Source organism: Streptomyces mabaensis, assembly GCF_053763515.1.
This window is the reverse complement of the sequence record NZ_JBSOPZ010000009.1, coordinates 11464-31371: the sequence shown is the minus strand read 5'-3', so window position 1 is coordinate 31371 and position 19908 is coordinate 11464. Positions and strand designations below refer to the sequence as shown.

General features: G+C 72.2%; 15 protein-coding genes and 1 pseudogene. 9 read left to right on the top strand and 7 right to left on the bottom strand.

Annotated elements, in window-relative coordinates:
* Nucleotides 1–320 precede the first annotated feature (320 nt).
* Nucleotides 321–1307, top strand: a complete 987-nt coding sequence (locus tag ACWV17_RS09945; protein ID WP_455359341.1) for an ArsR/SmtB family transcription factor — start codon at nucleotides 321–323, stop codon at nucleotides 1305–1307.
* On the opposite strand, the gene ACWV17_RS09940 is transcribed toward ACWV17_RS09945, so the two are convergent.
* Both ACWV17_RS09940 and ACWV17_RS09935 read right to left on the bottom strand, forming a co-directional pair.
* Nucleotides 1264–2571 (bottom strand): deoxyguanosinetriphosphate triphosphohydrolase, encoded by a 1308-nt coding sequence (locus ACWV17_RS09940; protein ID WP_455359340.1) that lies wholly within the window; start codon nucleotides 2569–2571, stop codon nucleotides 1264–1266. The two genes, ACWV17_RS09945 and ACWV17_RS09940, sit on opposite strands and share 44 nt — an antisense overlap.
* A gap of 37 nt (nucleotides 2572–2608) precedes the next feature.
* Nucleotides 2609–3505, bottom strand: a complete 897-nt coding sequence (locus ACWV17_RS09935) for a sirohydrochlorin chelatase (RefSeq protein WP_455359339.1) — start codon at nucleotides 3503–3505, stop codon at nucleotides 2609–2611.
* 1523 nt (nucleotides 3506–5028) lie between these two features.
* Between ACWV17_RS09935 and ACWV17_RS09930 the strand changes: the two genes are divergently transcribed.
* The 3 genes from ACWV17_RS09930 (at nucleotide 5029) to ACWV17_RS09920 (ending at nucleotide 9025) form a co-directional block, all read left to right on the top strand.
* Nucleotides 5029–5754, top strand: coding sequence for a SanA/YdcF family protein (locus ACWV17_RS09930; protein WP_455359338.1), 726 nt, complete (start codon nucleotides 5029–5031; stop codon nucleotides 5752–5754).
* Nucleotides 5755–5861: 107 nt separating this feature from the next.
* Complete coding sequence (locus ACWV17_RS09925) at nucleotides 5862–6632, top strand: glucose 1-dehydrogenase (protein ID WP_455357359.1); 771 nt, start codon at nucleotides 5862–5864, stop codon at nucleotides 6630–6632.
* A gap of 143 nt (nucleotides 6633–6775) precedes the next feature.
* The gene (locus tag ACWV17_RS09920; RefSeq protein WP_455359337.1) at nucleotides 6776–9025 is read left to right on the top strand and encodes a molybdopterin oxidoreductase family protein; all 2250 of its coding nucleotides are present in this window, start codon (nucleotides 6776–6778) and stop codon (nucleotides 9023–9025) included.
* On the opposite strand, the pseudogene ACWV17_RS09915 reads toward ACWV17_RS09920, so the two are convergent.
* Nucleotides 9015–9473, bottom strand: a pseudogene (locus ACWV17_RS09915) (gamma-glutamylcyclotransferase family protein); the annotation flags it as partial. The gene ACWV17_RS09920 and the pseudogene ACWV17_RS09915 sit on opposite strands and share 11 nt — an antisense overlap.
* Entirely contained in the window at nucleotides 9449–9754 is a 306-nt protein-coding gene (cutA, locus tag ACWV17_RS09910; RefSeq protein ID WP_455357361.1) for a divalent-cation tolerance protein CutA, read from the bottom strand. The pseudogene ACWV17_RS09915 and the gene cutA, both read right to left, overlap by 25 nt.
* Before the next feature lie 346 nt (nucleotides 9755–10100).
* Here cutA and ACWV17_RS09905 point away from each other — a divergent pair, with 346 nt between their 5' ends.
* A complete protein-coding gene (locus tag ACWV17_RS09905; RefSeq protein WP_455357356.1) occupies nucleotides 10101–10238 on the top strand; it encodes a hypothetical protein in 138 nt (45 codons plus the stop codon).
* A 140-nt stretch (nucleotides 10239–10378) separates the two neighbouring features.
* Here ACWV17_RS09905 and ACWV17_RS09900 read toward each other — a convergent pair whose 3' ends face one another.
* Nucleotides 10379–11158 carry a sulfite exporter TauE/SafE family protein gene (locus tag ACWV17_RS09900; RefSeq protein ID WP_455357355.1) on the bottom strand — a complete coding sequence of 260 codons (780 nt, stop codon included), beginning with the start codon at nucleotides 11156–11158 and terminating at the stop codon, nucleotides 10379–10381.
* Between the two features lie 211 nt (nucleotides 11159–11369).
* Between ACWV17_RS09900 and ACWV17_RS09895 the strand changes: the two genes are divergently transcribed.
* The 3 genes from ACWV17_RS09895 to nirD are packed head-to-tail and all read left to right on the top strand — an operon-like array spanning nucleotide 11370 to nucleotide 15678.
* Nucleotides 11370–12638 carry an NAD(P)/FAD-dependent oxidoreductase gene (locus ACWV17_RS09895; protein WP_455357354.1) on the top strand — a complete coding sequence of 423 codons (1269 nt, stop codon included), beginning with the start codon at nucleotides 11370–11372 and terminating at the stop codon, nucleotides 12636–12638.
* Nucleotides 12638–15352, top strand: a complete 2715-nt coding sequence (gene nirB / locus ACWV17_RS09890) for a nitrite reductase large subunit NirB (RefSeq protein ID WP_455359336.1) — start codon at nucleotides 12638–12640, stop codon at nucleotides 15350–15352. The genes ACWV17_RS09895 and nirB overlap by 1 nt, the downstream gene beginning before the upstream one ends.
* Complete coding sequence (gene nirD, locus ACWV17_RS09885) at nucleotides 15349–15678, top strand: nitrite reductase small subunit NirD (RefSeq protein ID WP_455357352.1); 330 nt, start codon at nucleotides 15349–15351, stop codon at nucleotides 15676–15678. The genes nirB and nirD overlap by 4 nt, the downstream gene beginning before the upstream one ends.
* 85 nt (nucleotides 15679–15763) lie before the next feature.
* Here nirD and ACWV17_RS09880 read toward each other — a convergent pair whose 3' ends face one another.
* Nucleotides 15764–16174 (bottom strand): VOC family protein, encoded by a 411-nt coding sequence (locus ACWV17_RS09880; RefSeq protein ID WP_455359335.1) that lies wholly within the window; start codon nucleotides 16172–16174, stop codon nucleotides 15764–15766.
* A 1165-nt stretch (nucleotides 16175–17339) separates the two neighbouring features.
* Here ACWV17_RS09880 and ACWV17_RS09875 point away from each other — a divergent pair.
* Entirely contained in the window at nucleotides 17340–18494 is a 1155-nt protein-coding gene (locus ACWV17_RS09875; RefSeq protein ID WP_455359334.1) for an alkaline phosphatase PhoX, read from the top strand.
* 10 nt (nucleotides 18495–18504) lie between these two features.
* On the opposite strand, the gene ACWV17_RS09870 is transcribed toward ACWV17_RS09875, so the two are convergent.
* A complete protein-coding gene (locus ACWV17_RS09870) occupies nucleotides 18505–19485 on the bottom strand; it encodes an ArsR/SmtB family transcription factor (protein ID WP_455359333.1) in 981 nt (326 codons plus the stop codon).
* Nucleotides 19486–19908: the final 423 nt, after the last annotated feature.

The window sequence follows — 19908 nt, the reverse complement described above, 5'->3', positions numbered from 1 at the left end:
GGTCCCCGGACGAACACTGCCTTGCCGCCACATGCGAGCGTCCCGCACGGAGCGTGATGCGGGAAGGGGGAGTGGACCGATCAGGTCACACGTGGTGGCGGCAGGTGTTCGAGAGCGGCGGGGAAGCGGCGGGCGCGGCGATGGCCTGAGGGCACCCTCCCCCGTGGAGCGCCCGCAGGCCACCGGAGCACAAGAGTCCCTGGAATATGGACGGTTGACGGGGATTTCGTGCACAACGCAAAGGGAAGCATTGCCTCCGTGGATGGCTGATTACGGTGGAACCTGGCAGCAGCCGGGGTTGTGGAGCGGCCGGGGAGCTTGTGTTACGGATTCACTTCAGCACCGAGGACCTGAACCGGTTGCGGGTGGCCACGGAGCCCGACCCGCTCTGGGAGACCGTCCTGAGCCTGCACCTCCTGCAGAACCGGGAGAGCGCGCTGACCTTCGATCCGTGGCGTCGCGAGGTACGGGCGGCGCTCGCCGCCGCGCGGCTGACCCGGACGGCCGCCGCGCTGATGCGGATCGCGCCGAGCGCCGTGTACTTTCCGGACTTCCTCACGCCGGGCCGTGGCACCGCCGAGCTGGAGACCGGGCTCGACCTGATCGCGGCCACACCGAAGCGCCGGCTGGCGGACGAGCTCGCGCTGGTGTTCACCAAGGGGCCGGTCCCGCTGGGAGCGCGCCGGCTCGCCGCGGGCGACCCGCGGGCACTGGACTGGCTCGCGGGGGCGCTGCGGCGGTACTACGCCGTGGCCGTCGAGCCGTACCTGCCGGCGATCCGCGCGGCCATGGCCGCCGACCGGCCGGTGCGGGCGGAGGCCGCGCTGGAGGCGGGGCCGGACGGACTGCTGGAGAGCTACCAGCCGCAGCTGACGTGGCGCGACGGGGTGCTGGAGTCGTCGTATCCGGTGAAGCGGGAGCTGAAGCTGCGCGGCCGCTCGCTCACCCTGATCCCGTCGTTCTTCTGCGTCCGCCGTCCGGTGGCGCTCGCCGACGAGGAGCTGCCGCCCGTGCTGGTGCATCCCCTGGCGCCGGAGCCCGGCTGGCTGGAGCGGTACGCCGCCGGGCCGGCCGAGCGCCCGGTCGGGCAGCTGATCGGGGCGACCCGGGCGCACGTACTGGAGGCGCTGGAACATCCACGGACCACCGGACAGTTGGCCCAGGCGCTGCGGCTCACGCTGTCGACCGCGAGCCGGCACGCGACCGTTCTGCGGGAGGCCGGTCTCGTCGCGTCCGCGCGCCGCGGCAATTCCGTGGTGCACGTCAGGACGAGTCTGGGCGACGCCCTGATGGACGGCGTGCTGTGAGCCTGGCGTGCAGGGAGCGGGCCGAGGCGTCCGTCAGTACGGAGATCTGGTCGACGACCACGCGCTTGCGGGCCCGGTCGTCGGGCGCGTCGTCGAACAGCGCGCGGAACTGCGGGTCCAGGCCCTCGGGGGCGCAGGCGGTCAGCGCCTCGGCCAGTTCGGCGAGGACGATCCGCTGGTCGGCGCGTAGCCGCTCCTGCTCGTCGCGCTGCATGACGTAGCGGTCGGCGACGGCCTTGAGGACCGCGCACTCGTTGCGGGCCGAGCGGGGGACGACGAGCTCGGCGGCGTACCGGGTGAGCCGGCCGGAGCCGTACGCCTCGCGGGTCGCCCCCTCCGCCGCCAGGCAGAACCGGCCGATGAGCTGGCTCGCCGCGTCCTTCAGCCGGGCCTGGGCGACGGCCGATCCGTCGTACCCGTGCGGCCACCACTCCTGTTCCATGAGCCGGTCGAGTGCCTCGCGCAGCTCTTCCGGATCGGTGTCCTCCGGTACGTACCGGCCGATCGCGACGGCGTAGATCTCCCAGCGCTCGGGCTCGGCGAAGAGGAGGTTGGGGTCGAGGTGGCCGGCGTGCAGGCCGTCCTCGAAGTCGTGCACGGAGTACGCGACGTCGTCCGACCAGTCCATGACCTGCGCCTCGAAGCACTTGCGGTCCCCGGGCGCGCCCTGCCGGAACCACTCGAACACCGGCACGTCGTCCTCGTACACCCCGAACTTCACCGAGTGCGGCTCGGTGGGGTGGCCGCCGCGCGGCCAGGGGTACTTGGTGGCGGCGTCCAGGGCGGCGCGGGTGAGGTTGAGCCCGACGCTGACCAGCTCGCCGGACTGCTCGGAGCGTACGAACCGCTTGGGCTCGATGCGGGTCAGCAGGCGCAGCGACTGGGCGTTGCCCTCGAAGCCGCCGCAGTCCTTGGCGAAGTCGTTGAGCGCCTGCTCGCCGTTGTGCCCGAAGGGCGGGTGGCCCATGTCGTGGGAGAGGCAGGCCGTCTCGACCAGGTCGGGGTCGCAGCCGAGGGCCGCGCCGAGCTCCCGGCCCACCTGGGCGCACTCCAGCGAGTGCGTCAGCCGGGTGCGCGGGCTGGCGTCCCAGTCCTGGTGGCTGACCCCGGGGGTGACGACCTGGGTCTTGCCGGCCAGGCGGCGCAGCGCGGCGGAGTGCAGGACGCGGGCGCGGTCGCGCTGGAAGGCGGTGCGGCCGGGTCGTTTGTCGGGCTCGGCAGCCCAGCGTTCGGTGGCGGACGGGTCGTAAACGGTGCCTTCCATGCCCCGACGTTAACCGCAGGCACCGACATTTGGACGGTCAGGCGGTCGCCAGTTCGCGCCGGTTCTCCAGTACGGCCCCGTCGAGCGCCTGGTCGTACCGGTGCAGCAGCAGCCGCGCGAGCGCCGGGTGCGCGCCGAGCGGGGCGGAGGCGATCCACGGTGCGTGCTCGGCGCACTGGGTGGCGAAGCGTCCGGGTGCTGTGAAGTACGAGGCGACGGCCACCCGGTGACGGCCGCGGGCGGTGAGCGCGCGCAGCGCCTCGGGGACGGTGGGCGAGGCGGCGGAGGCGTAGGCCGGCAGCACGGGTATTCCGCCGAGGCGCTCGCTGAGCATCTCGGCCGTACGGCGGGTGTCGGCGGCGGACTCCGGGTCGCGGGAGCCGGCGGCGGCCAGCACGACGCCGGCCCCGTTCCGCCCCCGCTGCCGGTCCCGCCAGCCGGCCTGGACGAGCCTGTCGTGCAGCGCTTCGACGAGCAGCGGGTGGGGGCCGAGCGGCGCGGCGGTCCGGATGTGCAGGCGCGGCGCGTCGGCCGCGGCCTGCGGAAGGTCCTGCTTGACGTGGTAGCCACGGCTGAGCAGGAGCGGTACGAGCACGGCGCGGCCGGTGCCGAGCGCGGCGAGGGTGTCCGGCAGCAGCGGCTCGTTGAGCTCGATGTGCCCGAGGCGTACCGCGAGCCGCGGCCGCAGCTCGCGGACGCGCTCGAGGAGCGCGGTGACCGTGCGAAGCGCCTGCGGATCGCGACTGCCGTGCGCGACGGCGACCAGGGTGGGCGAGTTCATGGGCCTACGGGTTCCGTTCAAATGGACGTGGCTGAGCTGGCTGCCGAGCTGGACGGTGATCCGGCTGAGCAGTTGCGCGGTGCTGTCGAGGGGACCGTCCGGGTGCGGGGACTCCGGGTGCGGGGACTCACGAAGGTGTACCGGCTCCGTCATGAACCGATCCTGACGGCCGCAGATTGCCGGGTGATTGCGCGAGGGTGACGGGTCTTTTCCAGCACCTCACGGTTGGGGGTGCGGGTGCCGGGGGTGACTGTGCCCGGGGGCGAGGCGTGGACGGGAACCGGGGCCGCCCGGTTTGTGAGTATGGCGGGACGCGTCTGCCTGTAAAGGGCGCTCCTTCGTCGCGTCGCTGCGCGATGGCCTGCGGCCACCCTTGACAAGCAGCCGCGTCCCGCTGGTGCAGATGAGTGTCGGGCGGCCCCGGGGAGCGGGGCCCCACCCGAGCCGGGACGCTGGCTGCGCTCTCGTCGGTGACCTCAGCCCGGCAGGCGGGGCAAGACCCGCACCAGGTTCGGGGGCTGCAGGCCCCGGCATAGCGGCCGACGGCCGCCTGTTGGCCTACGACAACGCCCAATCCGAGGTGGATTGACACCAAGCGGCCGAGGGGGCCCGCAGGCGGGCCACAAACCCCGGCAAATCGGACAGGATTGAAGCTCGGCGGACCCCGCATGCGGACTGACGTCGCCACACCTCGGCTCCAACGGCCTGACAGCCGCCCAGAGCCCTGTCCGGGCACTTCCGAGCCTGCCACACTCGCCAACGCCCCACCGGCCTGCGGCCGCTTGGCCGTGGCCGGGCCCACGCGAGAAGATGGCGTCCTGCCCACCGGCCTGTGGCCGTTTGGCCGGGGCCGGGCCCATCCCGGGCCTGTCGCGCCGCCTGGCCACCCACCACCCGGTGGCCGCTGAGCCGGGCCCGCGCCCATACCGAGGCGATCGCGCACCATCCACCACCCGGTGGCCGCTGAGCCGGAGCCGGGCCCATCCCGGAGAGACCGCGCCCAGCAATCGCCCACCGGCCTGCAGCCGGGGGCGGGCCCGGGCCAATCGACCAGCAGCCCCGGGGCCCGCTCCGGGGGCCGCCCCCTCAACAAGCAGTAGCGGTGGAGGGACGGGGGTCAAGGGTGGGCGCAGCCCATCGCGCAGCGACGCGACCGCAGGGAGCGCCCTTGACGCCCGACCCGGAACCGCCATCATCACCAACCGGGCGGCCCCCCACCCGCACCACCCACCCCCGGGCACGATGACGCCTCCCCGCCCACCGCCCAGCAGTCGCTGAGCCGGGGCCGGGCCCATCCCGGACCTGCCGCGCATCTTGTCGCCACCCACCGGCCTGCGGCCGGGGACCGACCCGGACCAACAGCCGGTAGATCCCGGGGCCCCGCCCCGGGGGCCGCCCCCCACTCATCAGTCAGCGGTGGAGGGACGGGAGTCCAGGGTGGCCGAAGGCCATCGCGCAGCGACGCGACCGCAGGGAGCGCCCTTGACACCCGGCCCGCAACCGCCATCATCACCGGCCGGGCGGCCCCCCACCCGCACTGCTCGCTTCCGGCCAAGCCGGACACCGGCCCCCGCCGAACCGATCCAGACCGATCAGCGTCTGATCATTTCGGGAGCAAGGCTGCAAGGCCGCAAAGCCCCAAGGCCGCTCACAGCACCAGCGAGACGGAGACATCCATGCGCAAGCCGCGGTTGCCACGCGTGCACTTCGGACGACGTGTCCGCCCACGCCTCCGGCCACGCCTGCCCACGACCACCCGCGCGCGGCGCCGCACCGTGCAGGCCGTCATGCTCGGGTGTGTGATCGCGTTGCTGCCGTCCACCTGGACGCACGTCGTCGCCGCCGACCGCATGCACAGCACCGCCACCACCCCCGCCACCGACGTCGCCGTGGTCTTCGGGGCCGGGCTGTGGAACGGCAGACCGACCCCGTACCTCGCCCACCGGCTCGACGCCGCCGCCGAGCTGTACCGGGCCGGCAAGGTCAAGGTCGTACTCGTCACCGGGGACAACGGCCGCGTGGAGTACGACGAGCCGGACGCGATGCGCGCGTACCTCACCGAGCGCGGCGTGCCGGACGGGCAGATCGTCAGCGACTACGCCGGGTTCGACACCTGGGACTCGTGCGTCCGGGCCAAGAAGATCTTCGGCGTCGAGCGGGCGGTCCTCATCAGCCAGGGCTTCCACATCCGCCGCGCCCTCGCACTCTGCCGGGCCGCGGGCGTCGAGTCGTACGGAATCGGCGTCGCGGCCGTGCACGACGCGACCTGGTACTACGGCGGCGCCCGCGAGGTCTTCGCAGCCGGCAAAGCGGCGCTGGACGCGGCACTCAAGCCCGACCCCCGCTTCCTGGGCCCCAAGGAACCCGGCGTGACCGAGGCCCTGGCCATGCACGGACGCTGAGAGCCGACAGGAACACGCACCTGACAGGAAGGCGCACCTCTGGCAGACTGACGCAGCCAGCAGCGTATGCCGAATAGGCATATCCCTTTCCGTAAGAGGTGTGAGTCGTGGCTGTTGTGGATCTGAGTGGCAAGGTCGTCGTCATCACCGGTGGAGCCCGCGGCCTCGGCGCCGCCGCCGCCCAAGCCGTCGTGGACGGCGGCGGACGGGCAGTGATCACCGACGTACTGGAGGAGGACGGCGCAGCGACCGCCGCCAAACTGGGGGACGCGGCGCGCTTCATCCGCCACGACGTCACCAGCGAGAGCGACTGGCAGGCGGCCCTGGACTTCGCCGTCGCCGAATTCGGCCGCATAGACGGCCTCGTCAACAACGCCGGCATCTCGTCCAATCAGCCCCTCGAACACGAGACCGTCGAGCACTTCCGCCAGGTGATCGAGATCAACCTGACCGGAGTGTTCATCGGCATCAAGACCGCGATCCCCCTCCTCCGCGCCAACGGCGGCGGCTCGATCGTCAACATCTCCTCCGCCGCCGGCCTGACCGGCCTCGCCATGACCGCGGGCTACGGCGCGTCCAAGTGGGCCGTGCGCGGCATGTCGAAGGTCGGCGCGGTGGAGCTCGCCGAGGACAGGATCCGGGTCAATTCCGTACACCCGGGCATGACCCTCACGCCGATGACCGCCCCCATCGGCATCCACGCGGGCGAGGGCAACTACCCCGGCGCGCCGATGGGCCGGGTCGGCGTCCCCGAGGAGATAGCCGCCGCCGTCGCGTTCCTGCTGTCCGACGCGGCGGGGTACATGACCGGGGCCGAGCTGGCGGTGGACGGCGGCTGGACGGCCGGCCTCACCGTCAAGTACCTCACCGGCCAGTGACACGTATGACACGTACCTCACGCGCCCAGTGACCCCCACCTCACCCACCTCACCGGCCAGTGGGACTCCCCAGGAGCGCGGCGTACCGGGCCCGTAACCCGGTACGCCCGTCGCCGTAACACACCCGTCGCACGCTGGGGAGCATGCTCGCACCGAACTCCGCCGCCCCGGCCCCCACCCCACCCCGGACCCCGGCCACGACCCAGACCCACTGCCCGTACTGCGCCCTGCAGTGCGGCATGGGACTGCGCCCCGACCCGGTGTCCGTGGTCGAGGTGGTGGAGCGGACGGACTTCCCGGTCAACCGTGGCGCCCTCTGCGGCAAGGGGCGTACGGCACCCGCGGTGCTCTCCTCCCAGGTACGGCTGACCGAACCCCTGGTCCGCACCCATGCCACGGGCAGGCTCGAACCGGCCACCTGGGAGGAGGCCCTCGCGCGGATCGCCGACGGGCTGTCGGGCACGCGGCAGACGTACGGTCCGGACGCGGTCGGCGTCTTCGGCGGTGGCGGGCTCACCAACGAGAAGGCGTACACGCTCGGGAAGTTCGCCCGGCTGGTGCTCGGCACCTCCCAGATCGACTACAACGGGCGCTTCTGCATGTCCTCCGCCGCCGCGGCTCACGGCAAGGCCTTCGGCCTGGACCGCGGCCTGCCCTTCCCGCTGGAGGACATCCCGCGCACCGGGTGCGTGATCCTCGTCGGATCCAACCTCGCCGAGACCATGCCGCCCGCGCTGCGCTACCTCACGGAGCTGAAGGAGAACGGCGGCAAGCTGATCGTCATCGATCCGCGCCGCACACGCACCGCCGAGCAGGCGGATCTGCACCTCGCCCCGCGGCCCGGCACCGATCTCGCGCTCGCACTCGGCATGCTGCACCTGGTGATCGCAGAGGGGCGTACGGACGAGGAGTTCATCCGGGAGCGTACGAGCGGCTGGGACGAGGCCAGGGCGAACGCGATGGCCCACTGGCCCGAGCTCGTCGAGCGCACCACCGGTGTCCCCCTCCCCCAGCTCCGTGAGGCCGTCCGGATGTTCTGCGAGCCGGAGGCGGCGATGGTGCTCACCGCGCGCGGCCCGGAGCAGCAGTCGAAGGGCACGGACACGGTCGGCGCCTGGATCAACCTCTGCCTGGCGACGGGCCGGGCGGGCCGGCCACTGTCCGGTTACGGCTGCCTGACCGGCCAGGGCAACGGCCAGGGCGGACGCGAGCACGGCCAGAAGGCCGACCAGCTGCCCGGCTACCGCAAGCTCACCGACCCCGCGGCGCGGGCGCATGTCGCCGAGGTGTGGGGCGTGGACCCGGACACGCTGCCGGGCCCCGGGCGCAGCGCGTACGAACTCCTCGACGCGCTCGGCGGTGACGTGAAGGCGCTGCTGCTCATGGGGTCGAATCCGGTGGTGTCGGCGCCGCGCGCCGCGCACATCGAGGAGCGGCTGCGCTCCCTGGACTTCCTCGCGGTCGCGGATGTCGTCCTCTCCGAGACCGCCGCGCTCGCCGATGTCGTACTGCCGGTGACGCAGTGGGCGGAGGAGACGGGCACGACGACCAGTCTGGAGGGGCGGGTCCTGCTGCGGAGGCAGGCGATCACGGCGCCCGCCGGGGTGCGCAGCGACCTGGAGGTGCTGCACGCGCTGGCCGGGCGGCTCGGCTGGGAGAAGGGCTTCCCGACGGACCCCGAGGAGGTGTTCGAGGAGCTGCGCCGGGCGTCGGCGGGCGGGCCCGCGGACTACTCGGGCATCACCTACCGCCGGATCGCGGACGAGGACGGCGTGTTCTGGCCGTGCCCGGACACGCAGGGCCCCGGCCCGCACGCGGGTACACCCGCACCGCACCCGGGTACTCCCCGGCTCTTCCTGGAGCGGTTCGCCACCGATGACGGGCGGGCCCGGTTCACCGCCGTCGGGCACCGGCCCGCCGCCGAGGAGACGGACGCCGAGTACCCGGTGCTGCTGACGACCGGGCGGGTCGTCGCCCAGTACCAGTCCGGCGCGCAGACCCGCCGAGTGGCCGAGCTGAACGCGGCCGCTCCGGGGCCGTTCGTCGAGCTGCATCCGCGGCTCGCGGACCGGACGGGGGTGGCCGAGGGGGACCCGGTCGCGGTGGTCTCCCGCCGCGGCCGGGCGGTCGCCCCGGCCCGGATCACGTCGGCGATCAGGCCGGACACCGTGTTCATGCCGTTCCACTGGCCAGGCGCGGGCCGGGCGAACACGCTCACCAACCCCGCCCTGGACCCGACCTCGCGCATGCCCGAGTTCAAAGTGTGCGCGGTCCGCCTCGAACCTGCCCGGGACGAGGACCGGACTCCGGACCGGACTCCGGACCGGACTCCCGACCGGACTCCCGACCGGACTCCCGACCGGACTCCCGACCGGGGCCGCGGCCTCGGTTGAGCCAGTCGCCGCCCGGGATGGCGGCCCCGCTGCGGCGCAGCTCGCGCTCCACCCGCGGCGCCGCGACGTACACCCAGGCGCGTACAGCCGTGCCGTCCGGGCGTACGGCGTCCCGCGCCACCCGGTCGTACACATTGAGCGGGTGACCGGACCCGTAGAACTCCTCCAGCGTGTCGAGTACGGAGAGCACCTCGCCGTACTCGGCGGGCGCGGCGGTGACGAGGTCGCCCACGACCGCTCCCCCACCCGTCCGTTCCTCGACCACGTACGGGAAGCCGGGCCCGTCGTAGAGCAGCGCGCCCGCCAGCCTCGCCGGCTCCTCCGCCGCCGTGCGGCCGCGCAGGAACAGATCGTGGTTGTACTGGCCGGGGCGCAGGGTTCCGTAGACGAAGAACGGAAGCTCAAACGGAAGCTCAGGAGGGGTCAATGCGTCTCCTCCGCCACCCACGCCAGGTACTCCTCACTGCCGCGCACCACCGGTGTCGCGATGATCTCCGGGGTGTCGTAGTCGTGGACCGCCTTGAGGTGGGCCTCCAGGACCCCGTAGCGGGCGGCCGTCGTCTTGAACAGGACCTGCCACTCGTGTGCCGTCTCGATCGCCCCTTCCCAGCGGTAGACGGACGTGACCGGCCCGACGATCTGCGCGCAGGCCGCGAGCCGCGCCTCCACCGCGCCGTGCGCGAGCGCCGACGCCTTCGCGGCACTGTCGGTCGTGGTCAGCACGGTCAGTACGGTCGCGAGCGCGGTATGCGCCCCGGAAGCGGCCGGCGCGGCCGGTTCCGGATGCGGCGTGAACCCTTCGGCCGGTGTCACTGCTGCCTCCTTCGGACGCTGGGGCGATACCCCGCGCTGCGCGCACGCACACCGTACGCAAGGCAGTTGTACCGCCAGTCCGTACCGCCAGGCGTCACCCGTTCGGCGAACCGGGGGCCATCGGCCGACTCGGTGTCCGCCAGCGCGCTGACCTGCTGGTACACGTTCCGCGTGGCGAGACACGCAGGCGGTCCGACCCTGATCTGATGGTGTATCAGCGCGCGCTCTCGGCGTGTCGCCCGTTTCCTCAGAGATAAGGAGCATGGAGACCGGCGTCGGTGACGGTACGACGGCGGTCACGGGCACCACCAAGGTCGCGGCGGGCGTGGCCGTACTGGCCGCAGCCGCCGCCGGCGGTACCTGGCTTCTGCGTTGCCGGGCGAGCGGCACGCGAAGCTGACCGGACGCCCTCCGCTGTCCAGCGGTACCGCCCCGTCCCTGCCTCCGGAAGCTTCACGCTTCCGGAGGCAGGTCGACGCGGGCGACGCGGGGCGGGCCCGGGTCAGCCGGCCCAATCGTCGTCAGCCGGCCCCATGGTCGTCAGCCGGCCCACTGGTCGAACGCCAGCTTCGCGATCAGCGAGAAGACGACCACCAGCAGCACCCCGCGGACGAACTCGCTGCCCTTCTTGAGCGCCATGCGGGCACCGACCGTGCCACCGAGCAGGTTGAAGAGCGCCATCAGGGCGGCCAGCTTCCACAGCACCGTGCCCTGGTAGGCGAACATCGCGAGCGCGCCGGCGTTGGTGCAGACGTTCACGATCTTCGCGGTCGCCGAGGCCGTCACCAGGTCCATGTGCAGGACGGCGGTCAGCGCGAGGACCAGGAACGTGCCCGTACCGGGCCCGAACAGCCCGTCGTAGAAACCGATTCCGACGCCCGCGAGCAGGATCGCGGCCACGATCCGCCGACGGGTGGCGGGGCCGGCGGCCGGGGCGGTGCCGAAGGCGGGCCTGAGCATGACGAACGCAGCGACGCCGAGCAGGACGACCATGATGACGGGCCGCAGCACCTCGCTGTTGATCCCGGCAGCGAAGAAGGCACCGGTCATCGAGCCGGCGAGGGCGGCGAGCCCGATCCGTACCGCGATCTTGACGTCGACGGGGGCTTTGCGGACGTACGTGACCGCCGCCCCGGACGTGCCGACGATCGCCACCGCCTTGTTGGTGCCCAGGATGTGCGCGGCGGGGACGTTCGGCAGGCCCAGCAGTAGCGCGGGCAGAAGCAGCAGCCCGCCACCGCCGACCACGGCGTCGATCCAGCCGGCCGCGGCGGCGGCGAGGCAGAGGACGACGATCATGGTGAGCGATATGTCGGGCATGATCACGAGCCTATGGACGGATTACGTGTGGCGTCCATCGAACCCGGGAGACTTGAGCGACATCTGAGCTTGCGGCGGCGGGGCGCGTGGCCGTGTGCTTCCCGGCGGCCACCTGCCCTCACACTCCTGACCGCCTCGTGCTGAGGGCAGCGTTCCCCGAGGGAAACAATGGGGATGCGGAAGGGAAACAGCCGCAGCGCAAGCTTCGGACATGACTTCGCAAACACGTGTCGTGGTGATCGGCGGCGGGATGGCGGGCGCGCGGCTGGCCCAGCAGCTCGCGCCGGCTCCCGGCATGGCGGTCACCGTCCTGGGCGAGGAGTCGCACACGCCGTACAACCGGGTGCTGCTCGCCGAGGTCCTCGCGGGGCGGTACGGACCCGAGGTCATCGCCCTGCCCTCCCCCGGCCCGGCGCTCCGGCGCGGGGTGCGGGCGGTCCGGGTCGACCGCGCCGACCGCGTGGTGCAGTGCGACGACGGCAGCGTCGTCGGGTACGACACGCTAGTCCTCGCCACCGGGTCGAACCCCGTCCTGCCGCCGCTGCGCGGCCTCGGCCGCGATCTGCCGGCCGGGGTCCACCCGTTCCGCACGATGGACGACTGCGTCGCCCTGTCCGCCGCGGCGGGCCCCGGCACCCGCGCGGTCGTCATCGGCGGCGGGCTGCTCGGCGTATCGGCGGCGCGGGCGCTGGCGGAACGCGGAGCGCAGGTGGTGCTGGCCCAGCAGGGCGAGCACCTCATGGAACGCCAACTGGACCGCACGGCCTCGGCGCTCCTGCGCACCCACCTGGAAGCGCTGGGCGTGGAGGTCCACACGGAATGCCGAGTCCGCGGCCTCCGCTGCGCGCCACCCCCTTCGGCGGCGGGCGACGGGTCCGGTGCGGGGGCCGGCGTCGTCACCGCTGTCGAGCTTGCCGACGGGTACGCGCTGGACGCCGAGCTCGTCGTACTCGCCTGCGGGGTGCGGCCGCGGACCGGGCTCGCGCTGGCCGCCGGGCTCGACGTACGGCGCGGCATCGTCGTCGACGACGAGCTGCGCACGTCCGATCCGCACATCCGCGCCATCGGCGACTGCGCCGAGCACGCCGGCATGCTCTACGGCCTGGCCGGCCCGGCGCTGGAACAGGCCGACGCCCTGGCCCGGCTGCTGACCGCCGGCCCGGCGACCGGCGGCGGGTACTCCGGCACCCGCGCCCTGACCCGCCTCACCCTCGCGGGCGGCGGCCCCGGCCCGCTCGACCTGGCCGCGTTCGGCGAGACGACCCCCCTCCCCGGTGACGACGTCCTGCACCTCGCCGACGCCACCCGCAGCACGTACCGCAAGGTCGTCGTCCGCGGCGACCGTCTCGTCGGCGGCGTACTGCTCGGCGACCTCGGCACCGTCGGTGCCCTCGCCCGTACCTGGGAGGGCGACGAGCCGCTCCTGGATTCCCCGGCGAATCCGCTGCTCCACCTGCTCACCAACGATGGAGGCTCCTGATGTCCGCCCAGTCCAACCAGTCCGCTCCGACGATCGTCCTGGTCGGCCACGGAATGGTCGGCCAGCGCTTCCTCGAGGCGCTCGCCGACCGGGGGGTGACCGAGCGCGCCCGCATCGTGGTGCTCTGCGAGGAGCCGCGGCCCGCGTACGACCGGGTCCAGCTGACCTCGTACTTCTCCGGCCGCACGCCGGACGACCTGTCCCTCGTCGAGGGCGGCTTCATGGCGCGGCACGGCATCGAACTGCACCTGGGCGACCCGGCGCAGACCATCGACCGCGCGGCGCGCACGGTCACCTCGCGCGCCGGGCTCATCTTCGCGTACGACACGCTGGTGCTGGCCACCGGCTCGTACCCGTTCGTACCGCCCGTGCCCGGCAAGGACGCGACGGGCTGTTTCGTCTACCGGACCATCGAGGACCTCCTCGCGATCGAGGAGTACGCCAAGACGAGCACCACCGGCGCGGTGGTGGGCGGCGGGCTCCTCGGCCTGGAGGCGGCCGGTGCGCTGAAGGGGCTCGGACTGGCCACGCACATCGTGGAGTTCGCGCCCCGGCTGATGCCGGTGCAGGTCGACGAGGGCGGCGGCGCGGCGCTGCTGCGCACGATCGAGTCGATGGGTCTCGCGGTCCACACGGGCGTCGGTACGCAGGAGGTGCTGGCCGACCCGGAGAGGGGCTCGGTCACCGGGATGCGGCTGTCGGACGGTTCGACGGTCGCGACGGACCTCGTCGTCTTCTCGGCCGGCGTACGGCCCCGCGACCAGCTGGCCCGCGACTGCGGCCTGGCGGTCGGCGAGCGCGGCGGCATCGTCGTCGACGAGCAGTGCCTGACCTCCGACCCGGACGTGTACGCGATCGGCGAGTGCGCGCTCGCCGCCGACGGCCGGGTGTACGGACTGGTCGCGCCCGGTTACGAGATGGCGGAGACGGTCGCCGGCGCCCTCGCCGGATCGGCGGGTTCCTTCACCGGCGCCGACCTGTCGACGAAGCTGAAGCTGCTCGGCGTGGACGTCGCGTCCTTCGGTGACGCGCACGGCACCGCCGAGGGCTGCCTGGACGTCGTCTACTCCGACTCCCGCTCGGGCGTCTACAAGAAGCTCGTGGTGGGCGCGGACGGGACGCTGCTGGGCGGCGTGCTGGTCGGCGACGCCGACTCGTACGGCATGCTGCGCCCGCTCACGGGCTCCGTACCGCCGGCCGCGCCGGAACAGCTGGTGCTGCCCGCGGGGATCGGCGCCCCGGCGGCGCTCGGCCCGTCGGCGCTGCCGGACGAGGCCGTGATCTGCTCCTGCCACAACGTCACCAAGGGCGCGATCCGCGGCGCGGTCACCGAGCACGCGTGCACGACCGTGCCCGAGGTGAAGAAGTGCACCAAGGCCGGTACCGGGTGCGGCAGTTGCGTCAAGGTCCTCACCACGCTCGTCAACGACGAGCTGGAGAACCAGGGCGTGACGGTCGACAAGGGGCTGTGCGGCTGCTTCGCCTACACGCGCTCCGAGCTGTACGAGATCGTCCGCACCCTGCGGGTGACCTCGTTCGCCCAGCTGCTCGACAGCCACGGCCGTGAGGAGGCCCGCGGCGGCGAGGGCTGCGAGGTCTGCAAGCCGACCGTCGGCTCGGTTATCGCCTCGCTCGCCCCGACGATCGGCGCGGACGGGTATGTGCTGGCCGGCGAGCAGGCCGCGCTCCAGGACACCAACGACCACTTCCTGGCGAACATGCAGCGCAACGGCTCGTACTCGGTCGTGCCGCGGATCCCGGGCGGTGAGATCACCCCGGACAAGCTGATCGTGATCGGCGAGGTCGCCCGCGACTTCGGGCTCTACACGAAGATCACCGGCGGCCAGCGGATCGACCTGTTCGGCGCCCGCGTCGAGCAGCTGCCGCTGATCTGGTCACGGCTGGTGGACGCAGGCTTCGAGTCGGGGCACGCGTACGGCAAGGCGCTGCGCACGGTGAAGTCCTGCGTGGGGCAGACCTGGTGCCGGTACGGCGTCCAGGACTCCGTACGCATGGCGATCGACCTGGAGCTGCGCTACCGGGGGCTGCGGGCGCCGCACAAGCTGAAGTCGGCCGTCTCGGGCTGCGCGCGGGAGTGCGCGGAGGCGCAGAGCAAGGACTTCGGGGTGATCGCGACGTCGAGCGGCTGGAACCTGTACGTCGGCGGCAACGGCGGCGCCACGCCGCGGCACGCGGATCTGATCGCGCAGGACCTGTCCGATGCGGAGTTGATCCGGCTCATCGACCGGTTCCTGATGTTCTACATCCGTACCGCGGACCGGCTGGAGCGCACGGCGGCGTGGCTGGAGCGCCTGGAGGGCGGGCTCGACCACCTCCGGGACGTGATCGTGCACGACTCGCTCGGGCTGTGCGACGAGCTGGAGGCCCTGATGGCCGACCATGTCGCCCACTACCGTGACGAATGGGCCGAGACGATCAACGACCCGGACCGGCTGAGCCGCTTCGTCTCCTTCGTCAACGCGCCGGACGCGCCGGATCCGTCAGTGCGGTTCGTGCCGGAGCGCGACCAGGTCAAGCCGGACCTGACGGTCCTGTCGGGGCCGGTGATTCCGGTGCGCGCGCTTGGGGGGGCCGTCGACGGCTCGCTGGACGGGCAGCTGGACCGCTCGCTCGGGGGGCCGATCGAGGGCTCGCTCGACGATTCGCTTGAAGGCCCGCTTGACCGCTCGCTTGAAGGGACCACGGCACGATGACTCTCGAACTCATGCTGCAGGACGACTGGTTCGCGGTCTGCGAGCTGTCCGCGCTCACCCCGGGGCGCGGGGTCGCGGCGCTGCTGCCGGACGGCAGCCAGGCCGCGCTGTTCCTGGACCGGTCGGGGCGCACGTACGCCATCGCCAACCGCGACCCGTTCACGGGCGCGCAGGTCCTGTCGCGCGGGCTGCTGGGCTCGCGGGACGGCCGCCCGTTCGTCGCCTCGCCGCTGCTGAAGCAGCGCTTCGACCTGGAGTCGGGGCAGTGCCTGGACGACGAGTCGCAGTCGGTGCAGGTCTTCACCTGCCGTCAGGCAACAGCCTGAACGCTGTGTGCTGGCCCCGCCGCCTCGGGCGGCGGGGCTCGGAGCAGCTCACGGAGGGTGGCCGCCTACACCAGGCGGCCGGCGGTCAGGCCTGCTGTGCGACGGCGGACGGGTCCATCCACATGACCTCCCAGATGTGGCCGTCCGGGTCCTGGAAGGAACGGCCGTACATGAAGCCGTGATCCTGGGGCTCGCTCGCCTCGAAGCCGCCGGCTCCGAGAGCACCGTCCGCCAGCTCGTCGACCTTCGCGCGGCTCTCGGCGCTGAGGCAGAGGATGACCTCGGTGCTCTTCGAGGAGTCGGCGATCTCCTTCTTCGTGAAGTCCTTGAAGCGCGGCTCGGTGAGGAGCATGGCGTAGATCGTGTCGCTGATCACCAGACAGGCACAGTTCTCGTCACTGAACTGGTCGTTGAAGGAGTAGCCGAGCTTGCTCCAGAAGCCCTTGGTGGTCTCGAGGTTCTTGACCGGGAGGTTGACGAAGATCATCGTAGGCATGAGCTGTCTCTCTTCTGTCGTGGGCGCGCCGGCCTCTGGTGCCGGGTACGTACTTGCTGTCGAGGGGTAGACCGGGGGTCTCCACGGAACTCATCGGTCGCGGGAGAAAAAGTTTCGGCGGAGCGGACGCTGCCGGCCGGGGGGCGGTCATCAGCGCCCGGGAGCGAGTTCGTGCGGGTGGGGGGCCGCCCGGCCGGTGATTTTGGCGGCTCCGGGCCGGGCGTCAAGGGCGCTCCTTCGTCGCGTCGCTGCGCGATGGCCTACGGCCACCCTTGACTCCCGTCCCTCCACCGCTACTGCTTGTTGAGGGGGCGGCCCCCGGAGCGGGGCCCCGGGGCTGCTGGTGCCCCGCTTGCGGTCCGCCCCCGGCCGCAGGCCGGTGGGTGATTGCCGCGTGCGGCAGGCCGGGATGGGCCCGGCCCCGGCTCAGCGGGCAGCGGCAGGTGGTGCGCAGTCGCATCGGGAGGGGTCCGACCGGCTCAGCGGCCGCAGGCCGGTGGGTCTGTGGCCGCGCGCGGCAGGCCGGGAGGGGCTTGGCCCCGGCTATGCGGTCGTCGGGCCGGTCTGGCCGAGGTATGACTACATCAGTCGCCACGCTGGGTCCGCCGAGCCTCAATTGTGCCCGATTTGCCGGGGTTTATGACCCGCCTGCGGGTCCTCTCGGCTGCTTGGTGTCAATCCACCTCGGATTGGGCGTTGTTCCAGCACAACAGACGGCCGTCGGCCGCTTAGCGAGCCGCGCAGCCCCCGAAGTGGCCGCGTGTCTTGCCCCATCTGCCGGGCTGAGGCCACCGTGCAACGCACGCCACTCCCGGGGCTCAGGTGGGGCCCCGCTCCCGGGGCCGCCCGACAACAAAGCGCAAGCAGCGGGACGCGGCTGCTTGTCAAGGGTGGCCGAAGGCCATCGCGCAGCGACGCGACCGAAGGGAGCGCCCTTTACAGGCAGGCGTGGCCCGCCATACTCACAAACCGGGCGGCCCCGGGTTTTGGCCCACTTCCCGCCCCGGGCACAGGCACCCCCCGCCCCCCCCGGCCAGAGTCACCCGCCCAGACGTCTCCGCTTCAACTTCCGTTGAAGCGGCGTAAATTCGCCACTTCTAGGTTCCCGTAGCGCGTGACCCCGCCGCTGTCCGGCACGCGGGGCGCCTCCACCTCTGGAGTGACCATGGAACGTCGCAGCCTCCTGCGCGCAGCAGTCATCGGCACCTCGGCTGCCGTCTTCGGCGGCACGCTCTCCCACGGCGCGGCCTACGCGGCGCCCGCCCAGCCCGGCCCCAGCCCGTACGGATCGCTGGGCGCGGCGGATGCCAACGGCATCCAGCTGCCCAGCGGGTTCACCAGCCGGGTGATCGCCCGTTCCGGGCAGACCGTGCCCGGCACCTCCTACACCTGGCACAACGCCCCCGACGGCGGCGCCTGCTTCGCGGACGGCAGCGGCTGGATCTACGTGTCCAACTCGGAGATCAACCCCGGCGGCGGCGCGAGCGCGGTGAAGTTCAACTCCTCCGGCACTGTCACCAGCGCCTACCGGATCCTCTCCAACACCCGGCAGAACTGCGCCGGCGGCGCCACCCCGTGGAACACCTGGCTGTCCTGCGAGGAGGTCTCGCTCGGCTACGTCTACGAGACCAACCCCTGGGGCGGCACCAGCACCCGCCGCGACGCCATGGGCCGGTTCAAGCACGAGGCGGCCGCCGCCGACCCCGTACGCAAGGTCATCTACATGACCGAGGACGAGAGCAACGGCTGCTTCTACCGGTTCATCCCGACCACCTGGGGCAACCTCTCCTCCGGCACCCTCCAGGTCCTCAAGGCCGGCACCGCCACGTCCGGCTCGTTCACCTGGGCCACCGTGCCCGACCGTGACGGCTCCCCGACCGTCACCCGCGACCAGGTCTCCGGCGCGAAGCGGTTCAACGGCGGCGAAGGCTGCCACTACGCCGACGACACCGTCTGGTTCACCACCAAGGGCGACAACCGCGTCTGGCAGCTCAACCTGCTGAACAGCACCTACGAGCTGGCCTACGACGACTCGCTGGTCAGCGGAACCGCCCCGCTCACCGGCGTCGACAACATCACCGGCTCCTCCTCCGGTGACCTGTTCGTCGCCGAGGACGGCGGCAACATGGAGATCTGCGTCATCACGCCGAACGACATCGTCGCGCCGTTCCTGCGCATCACCGGCCAGTCCGGCTCGGAGATCTGCGGCCCGGCCTTCTCCCCCAACGGCTCGCGCCTGTACTTCTCCAGCCAGCGCGGTACGAGCGGAAGCTCGTCCGGCGGCATCACCTACGAGGTGACGGGCCCCTTCCGCGCCTAGCACCTAGCACCTAGCCGGCACAAGTCCCCATCGAGGCGCCGCCCTTCAGCAGGGCGGCGCCCAACGGCGTCACCGTGTGCAGGACTGAGTTGCCGTGCCGCAGCGTGGCGACCAGGCCCGCCTCGCGCAGCACGCACGCGTGCTGGCTGGCCGAGGCGAGCGACACCTCGGCCCGGCGGGCGAGCTCGCTGGTGGTGGCGCCGTTGCCGATGGCCCGCAGGACCGCCGAGCGGGTGTGGCCGACCAGCTTGCCGAGCGACTGTCCGGGATCGGCGTGGTCGGGCGCCGAGGTGTGCTGCGCCGGATAGACGAGGACCGGCGGCAGCTCCGGATCGTGCAGGGTCACCGCGGTCCGGCGGCAGAAGAACGACGGCTGCAGCAGCAGCCCCCGGCCGTCCAGCCGCAGGTCCCGGTCGACCGGGTAGTCCACCTCCAGCACCGGCGCCCGCCAGCGCACCATCGGCGGCAGCGAGGCCAGCAGCTCGTCCGCGCCGCCGTCCAGCAGCGACCGGCCACGCACCGCCCGCTCCGCCTCCACCTGGGTCTGGATATGCGTCCAGTACGGCTCGATGGCCGCCCGGTGGTAGTTGCGCAGCGCGGTGAGCAGCCGGCCGAGCGGCTGGGCGCCGCCCTCGGAGAGGGCCCGTAGCCACCCCGGCAGATGGCGGCCCGCGGCCAGCAGGGACAGTTCGGAGCGCAGCCGCTCGCGGGACGTCCCGCGCACCGCCTCCAGAGCGGTGTCCACGCCGTGCAGGCCTTCGGTGGGGGTCAGAAAGTCCGGGAAATAGCCCCGGGCCGGTATCAGCGCGGCGAGCAGCCGTGTTTCACCATTCAACCGGGCGCGTGTTTCCCGGCGCCATTCACCGAAGACCATCGCGCCACGGCGGTCTCTTATTCGGTGAAAACTGAGAATGGTCTCCCACAAGGCGTCGGGTCTGCCGGCCATCCGCACCCGTGCCAGGTCCACTCCTGTGAAATGGATGCGCAGCACCGAACCCCCACCTGTTGCAACCGCAATCGTCTCGCCGTTCAGTATGCATGTCATCACAGGCCGTCACCACGTCCTTTCGGCCACAGTTGAAACGCCTCGCGGCGTACTCCGGGCGACGGAATGCTGTACCTCGGCCGGGCACACGCCAGAGCGTTCGGAAACGCACCGCGAAGGCCGTGGGGGGCTTTGCGGAGCATGGCGGCGGACGCTTTGGAAGCGCTGGGCGTGTCCGGCAGCGTGACAGGAGGCGGCGGGTGGGTGGGGATCCGCACGCCGCCTCCTGCAGAATTCCTGCAGAATTCAACATTTCGAGTTCTGTAAGACGAAAGGGCTTTCCGGTGGACGGCGGATAAAGACCGGCCGACCGGCATGCCGAAGGGGCGGCACCCCGCACAAGGTGCCGCCCCTTCTCTGTGGTGGACC